At 60.0% G+C, this 13,093-nt stretch carries 25 protein-coding genes; all 25 read left to right on the top strand.

Annotation, left to right across the window (positions count from 1 at the left end; translation table 11 throughout):
* Positions 1–354, top strand: a 354-nt coding sequence (locus tag HP556_RS20995) for an EF-Tu C-terminal domain-related protein (RefSeq protein WP_478136351.1), incomplete at its 5' end; no start/stop codon positions are given.
* An 83-nt stretch (positions 355–437) separates the two neighbouring features.
* A complete protein-coding gene (rpsJ, locus tag HP556_RS21000) occupies positions 438–746 on the top strand; it encodes a 30S ribosomal protein S10 (protein WP_013166261.1) in 309 nt (102 codons plus the stop codon).
* Between the two features lie 51 nt (positions 747–797).
* Positions 798–1,523, top strand: coding sequence for a 50S ribosomal protein L3 (gene rplC / locus HP556_RS21005; RefSeq protein WP_068731496.1), 726 nt, complete (start codon positions 798–800; stop codon positions 1,521–1,523).
* 1 nt (position 1,524) lies between these two features.
* Positions 1,525–2,145, top strand: coding sequence for a 50S ribosomal protein L4 (gene rplD / locus HP556_RS21010; protein WP_089268169.1), 621 nt, complete (start codon positions 1,525–1,527; stop codon positions 2,143–2,145).
* On the top strand, positions 2,142–2,441 hold the full coding sequence (locus tag HP556_RS21015; RefSeq protein WP_068731492.1) for a 50S ribosomal protein L23: 300 nt from the start codon (positions 2,142–2,144) through the stop codon (positions 2,439–2,441). Before rplD ends, HP556_RS21015 begins: the two co-directional genes overlap by 4 nt.
* Positions 2,442–2,453: 12 nt before the next feature.
* Positions 2,454–3,287, top strand: coding sequence for a 50S ribosomal protein L2 (gene rplB, locus HP556_RS21020; RefSeq protein ID WP_068731490.1), 834 nt, complete (start codon positions 2,454–2,456; stop codon positions 3,285–3,287).
* Between the two features lie 12 nt (positions 3,288–3,299).
* On the top strand, positions 3,300–3,578 hold the full coding sequence (gene rpsS / locus HP556_RS21025; RefSeq protein WP_089268170.1) for a 30S ribosomal protein S19: 279 nt from the start codon (positions 3,300–3,302) through the stop codon (positions 3,576–3,578).
* Between the two features lie 10 nt (positions 3,579–3,588).
* Positions 3,589–3,975 carry a 50S ribosomal protein L22 gene (rplV, locus tag HP556_RS21030; protein ID WP_068731486.1) on the top strand — a complete coding sequence of 129 codons (387 nt, stop codon included), beginning with the start codon at positions 3,589–3,591 and terminating at the stop codon, positions 3,973–3,975.
* Between the two features lie 19 nt (positions 3,976–3,994).
* Positions 3,995–4,693, top strand: coding sequence for a 30S ribosomal protein S3 (rpsC, locus tag HP556_RS21035; RefSeq protein ID WP_068731624.1), 699 nt, complete (start codon positions 3,995–3,997; stop codon positions 4,691–4,693).
* A gap of 32 nt (positions 4,694–4,725) precedes the next feature.
* Complete coding sequence (rplP, locus tag HP556_RS21040; protein ID WP_089268171.1) at positions 4,726–5,139, top strand: 50S ribosomal protein L16; 414 nt, start codon at positions 4,726–4,728, stop codon at positions 5,137–5,139.
* Positions 5,140–5,143: 4 nt separating this feature from the next.
* Positions 5,144–5,353: a 50S ribosomal protein L29 gene (gene rpmC / locus HP556_RS21045; RefSeq protein WP_089268172.1), complete on the top strand. Its 210-nt coding sequence runs from the start codon at positions 5,144–5,146 to the stop codon at positions 5,351–5,353.
* Between the two features lie 10 nt (positions 5,354–5,363).
* Complete coding sequence (rpsQ, locus tag HP556_RS21050) at positions 5,364–5,612, top strand: 30S ribosomal protein S17 (protein ID WP_089268173.1); 249 nt, start codon at positions 5,364–5,366, stop codon at positions 5,610–5,612.
* Positions 5,613–5,653: 41 nt separating this feature from the next.
* Entirely contained in the window at positions 5,654–6,022 is a 369-nt protein-coding gene (rplN, locus tag HP556_RS21055) for a 50S ribosomal protein L14 (RefSeq protein ID WP_068731479.1), read from the top strand.
* Complete coding sequence (gene rplX / locus HP556_RS21060; RefSeq protein ID WP_068731477.1) at positions 6,022–6,336, top strand: 50S ribosomal protein L24; 315 nt, start codon at positions 6,022–6,024, stop codon at positions 6,334–6,336. Before rplN ends, rplX begins: the two co-directional genes overlap by 1 nt.
* Positions 6,329–6,889, top strand: a complete 561-nt coding sequence (gene rplE / locus HP556_RS21065) for a 50S ribosomal protein L5 (RefSeq protein WP_089268174.1) — start codon at positions 6,329–6,331, stop codon at positions 6,887–6,889. The genes rplX and rplE overlap by 8 nt, the downstream gene beginning before the upstream one ends.
* A gap of 43 nt (positions 6,890–6,932) precedes the next feature.
* Complete coding sequence (rpsN, locus tag HP556_RS21070) at positions 6,933–7,238, top strand: 30S ribosomal protein S14 (RefSeq protein WP_089268175.1); 306 nt, start codon at positions 6,933–6,935, stop codon at positions 7,236–7,238.
* Between the two features lie 12 nt (positions 7,239–7,250).
* Entirely contained in the window at positions 7,251–7,649 is a 399-nt protein-coding gene (gene rpsH, locus HP556_RS21075) for a 30S ribosomal protein S8 (RefSeq protein WP_089268176.1), read from the top strand.
* 13 nt (positions 7,650–7,662) lie between these two features.
* Complete coding sequence (gene rplF / locus HP556_RS21080) at positions 7,663–8,196, top strand: 50S ribosomal protein L6 (RefSeq protein WP_089268177.1); 534 nt, start codon at positions 7,663–7,665, stop codon at positions 8,194–8,196.
* Between the two features lie 11 nt (positions 8,197–8,207).
* On the top strand, positions 8,208–8,570 hold the full coding sequence (rplR, locus tag HP556_RS21085; RefSeq protein ID WP_068731467.1) for a 50S ribosomal protein L18: 363 nt from the start codon (positions 8,208–8,210) through the stop codon (positions 8,568–8,570).
* An 87-nt stretch (positions 8,571–8,657) separates the two neighbouring features.
* On the top strand, positions 8,658–9,230 hold the full coding sequence (gene rpsE / locus HP556_RS21090) for a 30S ribosomal protein S5 (protein ID WP_068731465.1): 573 nt from the start codon (positions 8,658–8,660) through the stop codon (positions 9,228–9,230).
* A gap of 80 nt (positions 9,231–9,310) precedes the next feature.
* On the top strand, positions 9,311–9,505 hold the full coding sequence (rpmD, locus tag HP556_RS21095; protein WP_068731463.1) for a 50S ribosomal protein L30: 195 nt from the start codon (positions 9,311–9,313) through the stop codon (positions 9,503–9,505).
* A gap of 115 nt (positions 9,506–9,620) precedes the next feature.
* Positions 9,621–10,106 (top strand): 50S ribosomal protein L15, encoded by a 486-nt coding sequence (rplO, locus tag HP556_RS21100; protein WP_068731461.1) that lies wholly within the window; start codon positions 9,621–9,623, stop codon positions 10,104–10,106.
* A 150-nt stretch (positions 10,107–10,256) separates the two neighbouring features.
* A complete protein-coding gene (gene secY / locus HP556_RS21105; protein ID WP_089268179.1) occupies positions 10,257–11,588 on the top strand; it encodes a preprotein translocase subunit SecY in 1,332 nt (443 codons plus the stop codon).
* Complete coding sequence (locus HP556_RS21110; RefSeq protein WP_175368420.1) at positions 11,585–12,514, top strand: adenylate kinase; 930 nt, start codon at positions 11,585–11,587, stop codon at positions 12,512–12,514. Before secY ends, HP556_RS21110 begins: the two co-directional genes overlap by 4 nt.
* A gap of 179 nt (positions 12,515–12,693) precedes the next feature.
* Positions 12,694–13,062 carry a 30S ribosomal protein S13 gene (gene rpsM, locus HP556_RS21115; protein ID WP_068731455.1) on the top strand — a complete coding sequence of 123 codons (369 nt, stop codon included), beginning with the start codon at positions 12,694–12,696 and terminating at the stop codon, positions 13,060–13,062.
* Positions 13,063–13,093 lie beyond the last annotated feature (31 nt).

Below are 13,093 nucleotides of genomic sequence, written 5' to 3' on the forward strand. Positions count from 1 at the left end.
CTGCTGCGCGGCACCAAGCGTGAAGACGTCGAGCGCGGCCAGGTGCTGTGCAAGCCGGGTTCGGTGAAGCCGCACACCAAGTTCAAGGCCGAGGCTTACATCCTGACCAAGGAAGAGGGTGGCCGTCACACGCCGTTCTTCACCAACTACCGTCCGCAGTTTTACTTCCGCACCACCGACGTGACCGGTGTTGTGCATCTGCCGGAAGGCACCGAAATGGTGATGCCGGGCGACAACATCGCCATGGAAGTGCACCTGATCGTGCCGATCGCCATGGAAGAAAAGCTGCGCTTCGCCATCCGTGAAGGCGGCCGCACCGTCGGTGCAGGCGTCGTCGCTAGCATCATCGAGTAAGGACGCGAACAGGAAGTCGTGAGTAGCGGGTCTCGCTACTCGCTACTCGCAACAACCATTCGCTTTCAAAGAAAGACACGGCAATGAACGGCCAGAATATCCGCATTCGTCTCAAGGCGTTCGATCATCGTATCCTCGATGCATCGACCCGTGAGATCGTAAGCACCGCGAAGCGCACGGGTGCACAGGTCCGTGGACCCATCCCGCTGCCGACGCGCATCGAGAAGTTCACGGTCAACCGTTCGCCGCACGTCGACAAGAAGAGCCGCGAGCAGTTCGAGATGCGCACCCATAAGCGTCTTCTCGATATCGTCGATCCGACCCCGCAGACAGTCGATGCTTTGATGAAGCTCGACCTGGCCGCCGGTGTCGACGTCGAGATCAAGCTCTAAGTATTTAGGTCCCGTCCGGTCAAACGGACAGAAAGAACAGGAAGCACGCCGATGCGCTCCGGAGTGATCGCACAAAAGGTCGGGATGACCCGGGTCTTCACAGACGCCGGTGAACATATCCCTGTGACCGTGCTCAAGCTGGGTAACTGCCAGGTGGTTGGCCACCTCACCAGCGAGAAGAACGGTTACGTCGCGCTGCAGCTCGGATCGGGCTCGCGCAAGACCGTGTATTTGCCCAAGGCTGAACGCGGCCAGTTCGCGGTCGCCAAGGTTGAACCCAAGCGGAAGGTCGCGGAATTCCGCGTGTCGGAAGACGCGCTGATCCCGGTCGGCGCCGAGATCCAGGCAGACCACTTCGTGGTTGGCCAGTTCGTCGACGTCACCGGCACCTCGGTCGGTAAGGGCTTCGCCGGTGGTATGAAGCGCTGGAATTTCGGCGGTCTTCGCGCCACGCACGGTGTGTCGGTTTCGCATCGTTCGATCGGTTCGACCGGTGGTCGTCAGGATCCCGGCAAGACCTTCAAGAACAAGAAGATGCCCGGTCACATGGGTGTCGATCGTATCACCACGCTCAACCTGCGCGTCGTGCAGCTTGATGTCGAGCGCGGCCTGATCCTCGTCGAAGGTGCCGTTCCCGGCTCCAAGGGCGGTTGGATTTCGGTTCGCGATGCGGTGAAGAAGGCTCTGCCGAAGGACGCGCCGAAGCCCGGCAAGTTCAAGCTGGCAGGAGAGGGTGCGACCGTTGAAGCACCTGCGGCCGAGCAGGAAGGAGCGTGAGATGAAACTGAACGTCACCACGCTTGAGGGCAAGGACGCCGGCTCGATCGAGCTGTCGGATGCCATCTTCGGTCTCGACCCGCGCGCCGATATCATCCAGCGTTGCGTCAACTGGCAGCTCGCAAAGCGCCAGTCGGGCAACCACAAGGCCAAGGGTCGCGCCGAAATCTGGCGCACCGGCAAGAAGATGTACAAGCAGAAGGGCACCGGCGGTGCTCGTCACGGTTCGGCTCGCGTTCCGCAGTTCCGCGGCGGTGGTCGTGCCTTCGGTCCGGTCGTTCGCTCCCATGCGTTCGATCTGCCGAAGAAGGTCCGTGCACTCGCGCTGAAGCATGCTCTGTCGGCGAAGGCCAAGGACGGCGGCTTGATCGTGATCGAGAACGCCAACCTGGAAGCCGCCAAGACCAAGGCTCTGCTCGGTCACTTCACGGGTCTCGGCCTGACCAACGCGCTGATCATCGATGGCGCCGAGGTTCATGTCGGTTTCGCTCAGGCGGCCCGCAATATTCCGAACATCGACGTGCTGCCGATCCAGGGCATCAACGTCTATGACATTCTGCGTCGTCAGAAGCTGGTTCTGACCAAGGCGGCGCTTGATGCGTTGGAGGCGCGCTTCAAATGAAGAACATCGACCCGCGCCATTACGACGTGATCGTCGCCCCTGTGGTAACGGAAAAGGCCACTGTCGCTTCTGAATTCAACAAGGTTGTTTTCAAGGTCGACGGCAAGGCCACCAAGCCGCAGATCAAGGAAGCCGTCGAAAAGCTGTTCGACGTCAAGGTAAAGAGCGTGAACACGCTGGTTCGCAAGGGCAAGACGAAGATCTTCCGTGGCAACCTCGGTTCACAGTCGAACGTCAAGCGTGCGATCGTGACCCTCGAAGAGGGCCACCGCATCGACGTTACGACCGGACTGTAAGGGCGATCAACGATGGCACTTAAGACATTCAACCCAACGACACCCGGCCAGCGTCAGCTGGTCATGGTGGATCGTTCCGCGCTGTACAAGGGCAAGCCTGTCAAGGCTCTGACCGAAGGCAAGCACTCGGCTGGCGGTCGTAACAACACCGGTCGCATCACGGTGCGCTTCCGTGGCGGTGGCCACAAGAAGTCCTATCGTATCGTCGACTTCAAGCGTTCCAAGGTCGACGTTCCGGCCGTGGTCGAGCGTCTGGAATACGATCCGAACCGCACCGCGTTCATCGCGTTGATCAAGTACACCGATGGCGAGCAGGCTTATATCCTGGCGCCGCAGCGTCTGGCCGTTGGCGATACCGTCATCGCCGGCAGCTATGTCGACGTGAAGCCGGGCAATGTCATGCCGCTCGGCAACATGCCGATCGGCACGATCATCCACAACGTCGAGATGAAGATCGGGAAGGGCGGCCAGATCGCTCGTTCCGCTGGCACCTATGCCCAGCTCGTCGGTCGTGACCATGATTACGTGATCATCCGTCTGAACTCGGGCGAACAGCGCCTGGTTCATGGTCGTTGCACCGCCACCATCGGCGCTGTGTCGAACCCGGATCACATGAACATCTCGATCGGCAAGGCCGGTCGTACCCGCTGGCTCGGCTGGCGTCCGCATAACCGCGGCGTCGTCATGAACCCGATCGACCATCCGCACGGTGGTGGTGAAGGTCGTACCTCGGGTGGTCGTCACCCGGTTACGCCCTGGGGCAAGCCGACCAAGGGCAAGAAGACCCGGTCGAACAAGTCGACCAACAAGTTCATTCTCATCAGCCGCCACAAGCGGAAGAAGTAAGGATCGCCGGACATGGTTCGTTCAGTCTGGAAAGGCCCGTTCGTCGAGGGTTCGCTGCTCAAGAAGGCAGATGCCGCTCGTTCGTCTGGTCGTCATGATGTGATCAAGATCTGGAGCCGTCGCTCGACGATCTTGCCGCAGTTCGTGGGTCTCACCTTCGGCGTTTACAACGGCCAGAAGCATGTACCTGTCGCTGTGAACGAGGAAATGGTTGGTCACAAGTTCGGCGAGTTCTCGCCGACCCGTACCTTCCATGGCCACGCCGGCGACAAGAAAGCCAAGAAGGGCTGAGGACTAAGTCATGAGCAAGCCAAAGCGCGAACGGAGCCTCCCGGATAACGAGGCCAAGGCGATCGCCCGCATGTTGCGCGTGAGCCCGCAGAAGCTGAACCTGGTTGCGCAGATGATCCGCGGCCGCAAGGCTTCGGCTGCACTCGCCGACCTGCAGTTCTCGCGCAAGCGGATCGCGGTCGACGTGAAGAAGTGCCTGGAATCGGCGATCGCTAACGCCGAGAACAACCATGACCTCGACGTTGACGCACTGATCGTCTCCGAGGCGCATGTCGGCAAGGGCATCGTGATGAAGCGTTTCAGTCCGCGCGGCCGTGGCCGTTCGGGCCGTATCTTTAAACCGTTTGCGCAGCTGACGATTGTCGTTCGTCAGGTCGAAGCAGAAGCAGCAGCGTAAGCAGGCGCAGGAGAATAAGATGGGTCAGAAGATCAATCCAATCGGTCTGCGTCTTGGCATCAACCGTACGTGGGATTCACGTTGGTATGCCGGCAAGAACGAATACGGCAAGTTGTTGCACGAAGACGTCAAGATCCGCGAGATCCTGCACAAGGAGCTCAAGCAGGCTGCCGTCGCCAAGATCATCATCGAGCGCCCGCACAAGAAGTGCCGTGTGACTATTCAGTCGGCTCGTCCGGGTGTTGTCATCGGCAAGAAGGGCGCTGACATCGACAAGCTTCGCAAGAAGGTTGCCGACATCACCTCGTCGGACGTGGTGATCAACATCGTCGAAATCCGCAAGCCGGAGCTCGATGCGACCCTGGTCGCCGAGTCGATCGCGCAGCAGCTCGAGCGCCGCGTTGCGTTCCGCCGTGCGATGAAGCGGGCAGTGCAGTCGGCAATGCGTCTCGGCGCCGAAGGCATTCGTATCAACTGCTCGGGTCGTCTGGGCGGTGCGGAAATCGCGCGTATGGAATGGTATCGCGAAGGTCGCGTGCCGCTGCATACGCTGCGTGCGGATATCGATTACGGCGTAGCCACCGCGTTCACGACGTTCGGCACCTGCGGCGTCAAGGTCTGGATCTTCAAGGGCGAAATCCTCGAGCACGATCCGATGGCTCAGGACAAGCGCATGGCCGAGGGTGACAATTCCCGGCCGCGTCGCGACGCCGCTTGAGCGTTTAATTAGAAGGTTTGAGGGCGTAAGCCATGATGCAACCAAAGAAGACCAAGTTCCGGAAGGCGCATAAGGGCCGGATCCACGGCGTTGCGACTTCGGGCGCCACGCTGGCTTTCGGTCAGTTCGGCCTGAAGGCAATGGCGCCGGAACGTCTGACCGCGCGTCAGATCGAAGCTGCCCGTCGCGCGCTGACCCGTCACATGAAGCGTGCCGGCCGCGTCTGGATCCGGGTGTTCCCGGATCTTCCGGTTTCGAAGAAGCCCGCTGAAGTCCGAATGGGCTCCGGCAAGGGTACCCCGGAACTGTGGGTTGCGCGCGTCAAGCCAGGCCGAGTGATCTTCGAGATCGACGGTGTCACCACGCAGATTGCCAAGGAAGCGATGACCCTCGCTGCCGCCAAGCTGCCGATCAAGACGCGTTTCGTTACGCGCATTGCGGAGTAGAGCCATGGCCGAAATGAAAACCAGCGATATCCGCGCAATGAGCCCCGATCAGATGGACGACGCCGTCCTCAATCTGAAGAAGGAGCGTTTCAACCTGCGCTTCCAGCGCGCCACCGGGCAGCTGGAAAACACCTCTCGCCTTCGTGAGGCGCGTCGTGATATTGCACGAATCAAGACCATCGCCGCGCAGAAGCGCGACGGTAAGTCGAAGTAAGGGGCCGAACATGCCGAAACGTACTCTGCAGGGCGTGGTCGTCAGCGACAAGCAAGCCAAGACGGTTGTTGTTCGCGTTGACCGTCGCTTTACGCACCCGATCTACAAGAAGACCATTCGCCGTTCGAAAAATTACCATGCCCACGACGAGAACAACGAGTTCAAGCCGGGCGACATGGTGTGGATCGAAGAGAGCAAGCCGATGTCGAAGCTGAAGCACTGGACGGTTGTCCGGGGCGAACAGAAGAAGACTGCCTAAAAATCGCGCATTAGCGCATAAACAGAGGACGAGGTGCATCAATGATTCAGATGCAGACCAACCTCGACGTGGCCGATAATTCAGGCGCACGCCGTGTCATGTGCATTAAGGTGATTGGTGGATCCAAGCGCCGTTATGCATCCGTTGGCGACGTAATTGTCGTATCGATCAAGGAAGCCATCCCACGCGGGAAGGTTAAGAAGGGCGACGTCATGAAGGCGGTCGTCGTGCGCGTCCGCAAGGACATTCGCCGCCCGGATGGCTCCGTCATCCGCTTCGATCGCAACGCTGCCGTGCTGATCAACAATCAGTCCGAGCCGATCGGTACCCGTATCTTCGGGCCCGTGCCGCGTGAGCTGCGCGCCAAGAACCACATGAAGATCATCTCGCTTGCGCCGGAGGTGCTGTAATGGCTGCCAAAATTCGCAAGGGTGACAAGGTCATCGTGCTGAACGGTCGCGACAAGGGCCGTACCGGCGAAGTGTTTGAAGTGCGCCCGACCGAGGGCAAGGCGCTGGTTCGCGGCGTCAACCTGGTCAAGCGTCACCAGAAGCAGACCCAGGCACAGGAAGGCGGCATCATCTCGAAAGAGGCGCCGATCCAACTGTCCAACATCGCGATCGTCGGCAAGGACGGCAAGCCGACTCGCGTTGGTTTCAAGATCCAGGCTGATGGCACCAAGGTGCGTATCGCCAAGCGTTCGGGAGCAGAGATCGATGTCTGAGACCGTCTACATTCCGCGCCTGCGCGTCGAATACGACAAGTCCATTCGTGCCAAGCTGACTGAACAGTTCGGCTACGAAAACGTCATGCAGGTTCCGCGCCTCGACAAGATCGTCCTGAACATGGGCGTTGGCGAAGCTGTGAACGACCGCAAGAAGGCCGAAACCGCTGCCGGCGACCTGTCGCTGATCGCCGGTCAGAAGGCCATCGTGACCTATTCGCGCGTTGCTATCGCGACCTTCAAGCTGCGTGAAAACCAGCCGATCGGCGCCAAGGTGACTCTCCGCAAGACGAAGATGTACGAGTTCATCGATCGTCTGGTGAACGTCGCTCTGCCGCGCGTGCGAGATTTCCGTGGCCTGAACGCCAAGAGCTTCGACGGCCGTGGCAACTACTCGCTCGGTCTCAAAGAGCACATCATTTTCCCGGAAATCGATTTCGACAAGGCCGGGGATACGCCGCTGGGCATGGACATCACGGTGTGCACCACTGCGCGCACCGACGACGAGGCCCGCGCTTTGTTGACCGCTTTCAATTTCCCGTTCCGGCAGTGAGTAGCTGAAAAGCTTCTCAAACGCGGTAACCCAGGAGCCAAGCATGGCAAAGAAGAGTTCGATCGAGAAGAACAACCGTCGGAAGAAGATGTCCGCGAACGCTGCGCCGAAGCGCGCGCGTCTCAAGGCCATCATCGCCGACAAGACCAAGCCGATGGAAGAGCGGTTCGCCGCAACGCTGAAGCTCGCCGAGCTTCCGCGCAATTCATCGCCCGTTCGGATCATGAACCGTTGCGAAATCACCGGTCGTCCGCATTCGGTCTATCGTATCAACAAGCTCAGCCGTATCGCGCTGCGTGAATTGGGCTCGAAGGGCCTGGTTCCCGGGCTCGTGAAGTCCAGCTGGTAAGGGGGGCGGAACATGTCGACCCACGATCCAATCAGCGATCTCATCACCCGTATCCGCAATGCGCAGATGCGTACCAAGTCCAAGGTTTCGACCCCGGGCTCCAAGATGCGCGCCAACGTGCTCGAAGTGCTGAAGAACGAAGGCTACATCCGTGGCTTCGCCAGCGTCGAGCATTCGTCGGGCCGTTCGGAACTCGAGATTGAACTCAAGTATTTCGATGGCGAACCGGTCATCCGCGAAATCGAGCGTGTTTCGAAGCCAGGACGTCGCGTTTACGTCTCGGTGAAGAACCTGCCGCGCGTGAAGAACGGCCTCGGTATCTCCGTTTTGTCGACGCCCAAGGGAATTATGGCCGACCACGACGCGCGCGACGCGAATGTGGGCGGTGAAGTTCTCTTCACGGTGTTCTGAGGAAGGATCAGTCATGTCACGAGTTGGCAAGAAGCCAGTGGCGGTGACCGCGGGAGTTACCGCGTCCGTCGAAGGCCAGACCGTCAAGATGAAGGGCCCCAAGGGCGCTCTTCAGTTCGTCGTGCACGACGACGTGGTGGTGAAGATGGAAGAGGGCGCAATCAAGGTTGCTCCTCGCGTCGAAACCAACCGCGCCCGTGCACTGTACGGTACCGCTCGCGCGCAGATCGCGAATCTGCTCGAAGGCGTTACCAAGGGTTTCGAGAAGAAGCTCGAGATCACCGGCGTCGGTTATCGTGCGGCCCTGCAGGGCAAGAACCTGCAGCTGGCGCTCGGTTACAGCCACGATGTCGTCTACGCGATCCCGGAAGGCATCACCATCACGGTGCCGAAGCCGACCGAGATCAACGTCGCCGGCAACGACTCGCAGCGCGTCGGTCAGGTAGCAGCGGAGATCCGCAGCTATCGTCCGCCAGAGCCCTATAAGGGCAAGGGCGTACGTTATTCCGACGAGTTTATCTTCCGCAAGGAAGGCAAGAAGAAGTAACGGAGCCGGTCATGTCGAAACTCAAGATTACGAATGCCCGGCGCAAGCAACGCGTGCGGCTCTCGCTCCGCCGGACTGCCAATGGCCGTCCGCGCCTGTCGATCTTCCGTTCGTCGAAGCACATCTACGCGCAGGTCATCGACGACCTGAAGGGCGAGACGCTCGCTTCCGCGTCGTCGCTGGAGAAGGCGATGCGCGAAACCGGCAAGACCGGTGCGGACGTCGATGCGGCGCAGGCTGTCGGCAAGCTGCTGGCAGAGCGTGCGGTCAAGAATGGCGTCAAGGAAGTGGTGTTCGACCGTGGTCAGTATCTGTACCACGGCCGCGTCAAGGCGCTGGCAGATGCAGCTCGCGAAGGCGGGCTCAGCTTCTAAGCGATTTCACTTTCGTTGATTTGCAAGTTGCAGATTTGAACGGACACAGGGTTAGAAGCGAAAGCTTCGCAAGGATTGGAAAACACCATGGCAGGTGAACGCGAACGCGGCGGACGCGACCGGGGCCCCCGGGAAGAGCGTGATAGTGAGTTCGTCGACAAGCTCGTCCACATCAATCGTGTGGCGAAGGTCGTCAAGGGCGGTAAGCGCTTCGGCTTTGCAGCTCTGGTCGTCATTGGCGATCAGAAGGGCAGGGTCGGGTTCGGTCACGGTAAGGCCCGTGAAGTTCCGGAAGCAATCCGCAAGGCAACCGAGTCGGCCAAGCGCAACCTGACGCGCGTCGCTCTGCGCGAAGGTCGCACGCTGCATCACGACATCGCTGGCCGTCATGGCGCGGGTCGTGTGTATCTGCGTGCTGCTCCGGCTGGTACCGGCATCATCGCTGGCGGTCCGATGCGCGCTGTGTTCGAAACGCTGGGCATCCAGGACGTGGTGGCCAAGTCGATCGGTTCATCGAATCCCTACAACATGGTTCGCGCCACTTTCGACGCGCTGAAGCATCAGGATTCGCCGCGTTCGGTTGCTGCTCGCCGCAACATCAAGGTGTCCACCCTGCAGTCGCGCCGCGTTGGCGGTGACGCCGAGCTGGTTGCCGAATAACAGGCATGATTCGGAAAAGTGGATCTCCGCTTTTCTGATAAGGATCATGCCCTCTAAAAAGACTTTTTGGAGTTATCACGATGGCCAAGGCCGCAAAGATGATCAAGGTCGAGCAGGTCGCCAGCGCAATTCGCCGGCACCACTCGCAGCGCTCTACGCTGATCGGCCTCAAGCTCAACAAGATCGGTCGCGTCAGCGAATTGCAGGACACTCCTGAAGTTCGCGGCATGATCACCAAAGTGCAGCACCTCGTCCGCGTGGTCGAGGATAAGTAAGTTCACGTCGTCTCACTGCGGCCGCCAGGTTGCCGCAGGGATGACACTGTTGACCTTCGAGGTCCGGATCTGCCGGTAAGCCTCGGGAAGACAGGGCGAAACAGGGAAAAGAACGATGAAGCTCAGCGATATCGCCGATAACGCCGGCTCCCGTAAGAAGCGTATGCGCGTCGGCCGTGGCATCGGCTCCGGCAAGGGCAAGACCGCGGGCCGCGGCGGCAAGGGCCAGACCGCACGTTCGGGCGTCCGTATCAAGGGCTTCGAGGGCGGCCAGATGCCGTTGCATCGTCGTCTGCCGAAGCGCGGCTTCAACAACATCTTCCGTCTCGATTACGCCGAGATCAACCTGGACCGCCTCCAGGACGCGATCGATGCGAAGACCATCGACATCAAGGCCGTGATCAATGCTGAATCGCTGGTGAAGGCTGGCGTTCTGCGCCGCTCGAAGGCTGGTGTGCGTGTTCTCGGCCGTGGCGAGATCAAGGCCAAGATCAACATCGAAGTGCACGGCGCCACCAAGACGGCGATCGAAGCCATCGAGAAGGCTGGCGGTTCGGTGAAGATCATCGCGCCGAAGAAGGCCGACGGCGAAGCTGCGTAACATCTGCGGCATCGCCTGCGTCTGTGGGCGGCCTTGCGTGATGTGGCAGTAGATTTTATCAATGCCGAGCACCAAATAATGTCCGGCCTCCGCTGCATGCCCCGCTCTTTCGGGGCATGATGGCGAAAGGGGCGCGGGAGAAAGCCAAACATGGTCTCTGCAGCAGAGCAATTAGCAGCAAACCTCAACTTTTCGGCCCTCGGCAAGGCCGATGAACTGAAGAAGCGCATCTGGTTCACACTGGGTGCGCTGCTTGTTTATCGGCTCGGCACCTATATTCCGCTGCCCGGCATCGATCCGGCCGCGTGGGAGCAGGTGTTCAAGCAGCAGGCCGGCGGCATCCTCGGCATGTTCAACATGTTCGCGGGCGGCGGCATCAACCGCATGGCGATTTTTGCGCTGAACATCATGCCGTATATTTCGGCATCGATTATCATTCAGCTGCTGACCACCGTGTCGCCCCAGCTCGAAGCTCTCAAGAAAGAGGGTGAGGCGGGCCGCAAGACGCTGAACCAGTATACCCGTTACCTGACTGTCATCCTCGCTGCATTCCAGTCCTATGCCATTGCGGCGGGTCTGCAGGGCGCAGGCAATGTCGTCAGCGAGCCCGGCATGTTCTTCCTGATCTCGACCTCGGTCACGCTGACCGGCGGCACGATGTTCCTGATGTGGCTGGGTGAGCAGATCACCTCGCGCGGCATCGGCAACGGCATCTCGCTGATCATTCTGGCCGGCATCGTGGCAGAGCTCCCGTCGGCGATCGCCAATATGCTCGAACTGGGTCGTCAGGGCGCACTGTCGACCGGTCTGATCCTGGTCGTCATCGTGATGGCCGTGGTCGTGATCGCCTTCATCGTGTTCATGGAGCGCGCCCAGCGCCGCCTGCTGATCCAGTATCCGAAGCGCCAGGTCGGCAACAAGATGTTCGAGGGCCAGTCCTCGCATCTGCCGCTGAAGCTCAACACCTCAGGCGTGATCCCGCCGATCTTCGCGTCATCGCTGCTGTTGCTGCCGGCGACCATCGCAAGCTTCAACGCAGGCAAGGGGCCGGAGTGGTTCCAGTGGCTGACCACGCAGCTCAGCCATGGTCGTCCGCTGTTCCTGATCATGTATGTGTCGCTGATCGTGTTCTTCGCGTTCTTCTATACGGCGATCGTGTTCAACCCGACCGAGACTGCCGACAATCTGAAGAAGCATGGCGGCTTCATCCCAGGCATTCGCCCGGGTGAGCGGACCGCGGAATACATCGACTATGTGCTCTCGCGCATCACTGTGCTCGGCGCTGCCTATCTCGCCGTGGTCTGCTTGATCCCCGAGATCCTGATTTCCTACGCCTCGGTGCCGTTCTACTTCGGCGGCACGTCGCTGCTGATCGTGGTCAGTGTCACCATGGATACTGTGGCGCAGGTGCAGGGCTATCTGCTGGCGCACCAGTATGAAGGTTTGATCCGCAAGTCGAAGCTGAGGGGCCGGCGCAAATGAGGTTGATTCTTCTCGGGCCGCCGGGGGCGGGCAAGGGAACTCAGGCACATCGTCTTGTCGAGCGTCACAACATCGTTCAGCTGTCCACCGGTGACATGCTGCGTGCTGCCGTGGCCGCCGAGACCGAAGTTGGCCTCAAGGCCAAGGACATCATGGCCGCTGGTGGCCTGGTGCCCGATGATATTGTGATCGGGATCATCTCGGATCGCATCGAGCTGCCGGATGCCGCCAACGGCTTCATCCTGGACGGCTTCCCGCGTACCGTGCCGCAGGCCGAAGCGCTGGATGCGCTGCTGAAGTCCAAGGGGCTTCATCTCGATGCTGCCGTTGAGCTCCGCGTCAATGAGAGCGCGCTGTTGCAGCGTGTCGAAGCCCGTGTCGCGCAGATGATGGAGCGCGGCGAGACCGTGCGCATCGACGATACGCCGGAAGTACTTTCGAAGCGCCTGGCGAGCTACCGCACGTCGACCGAGCCGCTGGTGCATTATTATTCGGAGAAGCGGAAGCTGGTGACCATCGATGGCATGATGACCATCGAAGAGGTAACCGCTGAGATCAACCGCGTGCTGGCAGCGATTCTCGCCGCCGATGAGTCGGCGAAGAAGCCGGCCCGCAAGCCCGCCAAGAAGGCTGCTGCCGCCAAGCGTGGATCTGCTCCGGCCAAGAAAGCGGCCAAATCGGCCAAAAAAGCTGTGAAGGCCGTCAAGAAGGCCAAGAAGGCGCCGGTAAAGGTCGCCAAGAAGGCAAAGGCGGCCAAGAAAGCCGTAAAGAAGACTGTCAAGAAAACGGTCAAAAAGGCGGTAAAAACAGCCAAAAAGGCTGTAAAATCGGCTTCGAAGGCCAAAACCAGCAAGTCGGCCAAAAAGCCGGCCAAGAAGGCCGGTAAAGTGGCCAAGAAAGCCGGCAAAAAGCGCGTCAAACGCTAGAGCAGGTTGACGAAACGAAGTCGAATACTTTAATAAGGCCCTCATCCAGTCGGAAGATTCCAACGATGCCGGGCCCCACTGAAATCCAGGGGACGGGCGTCGTGTTCGCGTTTGTGAATACCCGCCCGACAAATGATGATAATGCCGGTTCGTGATGGACTGGTGACAGGAGAGAAGTTGTGGCCCGTATCGCCGGTGTAAACATCCCGACCAACAAGCGCGTGCTGATCGCGCTGCAGTACATTCATGGCATCGGCCAGAAGAACGCCGCCGATATCATCGAGAAGGTAAAGATCACTCCGGAACGCCGCGTCAATCAGCTCAGCGACGCGGAAGTTCTGCAGATCCGCGAAGTCATCGACCGCGACTATCTGGTCGAGGGCGATCTTCGTCGTGAGACGGGCATGAACATCAAGCGTCTGATGGACCTCGGCTGCTATCGCGGCCTGCGTCATCGTCGCGGTCTGCCGGTTCGTGGCCAGCGCACGCATACCAATGCGCGTACCCGCAAGGGTCCGGCCAAGTCGATCGCCGGCAAGAAGAAGTAAGCTTTCGAATACGAGTTTGCGGAAGCGGATG

The organism is Tardiphaga robiniae (genome assembly GCF_013359755.1).
Classification (GTDB): domain Bacteria; phylum Pseudomonadota; class Alphaproteobacteria; order Rhizobiales; family Xanthobacteraceae; genus Tardiphaga; species Tardiphaga robiniae.

Excerpts from the sequence above, each read along its gene's own strand:
- rpsJ (WP_013166261.1), top strand. The coding sequence starts at position 438 with ATGAACGGCCAGAATATCCGCATTCGTCTCAAGGCGTTCGATCATCGT.
- rplC (WP_068731496.1), top strand. The coding sequence starts at position 798 with ATGCGCTCCGGAGTGATCGCACAAAAGGTCGGGATGACCCGGGTCTTC.
- rplD (WP_089268169.1), top strand. The coding sequence starts at position 1,525 with ATGAAACTGAACGTCACCACGCTTGAGGGCAAGGACGCCGGCTCGATC.
- HP556_RS21015 (WP_068731492.1), top strand. The coding sequence starts at position 2,142 with ATGAAGAACATCGACCCGCGCCATTACGACGTGATCGTCGCCCCTGTG.
- rplB (WP_068731490.1), top strand. The coding sequence starts at position 2,454 with ATGGCACTTAAGACATTCAACCCAACGACACCCGGCCAGCGTCAGCTG.
- rpsS (WP_089268170.1), top strand. The coding sequence starts at position 3,300 with ATGGTTCGTTCAGTCTGGAAAGGCCCGTTCGTCGAGGGTTCGCTGCTC.
- rplV (WP_068731486.1), top strand. The coding sequence starts at position 3,589 with ATGAGCAAGCCAAAGCGCGAACGGAGCCTCCCGGATAACGAGGCCAAG.
- rpsC (WP_068731624.1), top strand. The coding sequence starts at position 3,995 with ATGGGTCAGAAGATCAATCCAATCGGTCTGCGTCTTGGCATCAACCGT.
- rplP (WP_089268171.1), top strand. The coding sequence starts at position 4,726 with ATGATGCAACCAAAGAAGACCAAGTTCCGGAAGGCGCATAAGGGCCGG.
- rpmC (WP_089268172.1), top strand. The coding sequence starts at position 5,144 with ATGGCCGAAATGAAAACCAGCGATATCCGCGCAATGAGCCCCGATCAG.
- rpsQ (WP_089268173.1), top strand. The coding sequence starts at position 5,364 with ATGCCGAAACGTACTCTGCAGGGCGTGGTCGTCAGCGACAAGCAAGCC.
- rplN (WP_068731479.1), top strand. The coding sequence starts at position 5,654 with ATGATTCAGATGCAGACCAACCTCGACGTGGCCGATAATTCAGGCGCA.
- rplX (WP_068731477.1), top strand. The coding sequence starts at position 6,022 with ATGGCTGCCAAAATTCGCAAGGGTGACAAGGTCATCGTGCTGAACGGT.
- rplE (WP_089268174.1), top strand. The coding sequence starts at position 6,329 with ATGTCTGAGACCGTCTACATTCCGCGCCTGCGCGTCGAATACGACAAG.
- rpsN (WP_089268175.1), top strand. The coding sequence starts at position 6,933 with ATGGCAAAGAAGAGTTCGATCGAGAAGAACAACCGTCGGAAGAAGATG.
- rpsH (WP_089268176.1), top strand. The coding sequence starts at position 7,251 with ATGTCGACCCACGATCCAATCAGCGATCTCATCACCCGTATCCGCAAT.
- rplF (WP_089268177.1), top strand. The coding sequence starts at position 7,663 with ATGTCACGAGTTGGCAAGAAGCCAGTGGCGGTGACCGCGGGAGTTACC.
- rplR (WP_068731467.1), top strand. The coding sequence starts at position 8,208 with ATGTCGAAACTCAAGATTACGAATGCCCGGCGCAAGCAACGCGTGCGG.
- rpsE (WP_068731465.1), top strand. The coding sequence starts at position 8,658 with ATGGCAGGTGAACGCGAACGCGGCGGACGCGACCGGGGCCCCCGGGAA.
- rpmD (WP_068731463.1), top strand. The coding sequence starts at position 9,311 with ATGGCCAAGGCCGCAAAGATGATCAAGGTCGAGCAGGTCGCCAGCGCA.
- rplO (WP_068731461.1), top strand. The coding sequence starts at position 9,621 with ATGAAGCTCAGCGATATCGCCGATAACGCCGGCTCCCGTAAGAAGCGT.
- secY (WP_089268179.1), top strand. The coding sequence starts at position 10,257 with ATGGTCTCTGCAGCAGAGCAATTAGCAGCAAACCTCAACTTTTCGGCC.
- HP556_RS21110 (WP_175368420.1), top strand. The coding sequence starts at position 11,585 with ATGAGGTTGATTCTTCTCGGGCCGCCGGGGGCGGGCAAGGGAACTCAG.